1 pseudogene is annotated in these 325 nt (G+C 59.7%); it reads left to right on the plus strand.

The features are described 5' to 3' along the window. Positions 1-325: pseudogene (locus B2R17_RS17490) on the plus strand (hypothetical protein); the annotation flags it as partial.

Genomic DNA, 325 nt, shown 5'->3' on the forward strand with positions numbered 1-325 from the left:
GTGATCGCGCCGCCATCAGCCCGATCGGAAAAGCCGGCGTGTACGGACTGTTTTCGCCTGAGTCGTTGCCCAAACCCGACATGGCACCACAGTCCGAACAACTGCCGATCAAGACTCCCGAAGAATGGAAGTTGGCGGTGGAAGTCCCGGGCGAGCTGCTGGCGGTCAACCTGTGCAGCGCCGACGAAAGTGACCTGCGAGTTGCCAAGCAACCAAACGAAACAACCCGTTTGGTCTCCCGCGGCGGAGCTCCCGCGTGGTTCTATTTGGTCATGCTGGCGATTGCATTGGTGATCGGTGAGTGGGCATTGTTCCACCGAAGGGT

It is taken from the genome of Rhodopirellula sp. UBA1907, assembly GCF_002337565.1.
Taxonomy (GTDB): Bacteria; Planctomycetota; Planctomycetia; order Pirellulales; family Pirellulaceae; genus Rhodopirellula; species Rhodopirellula europaea.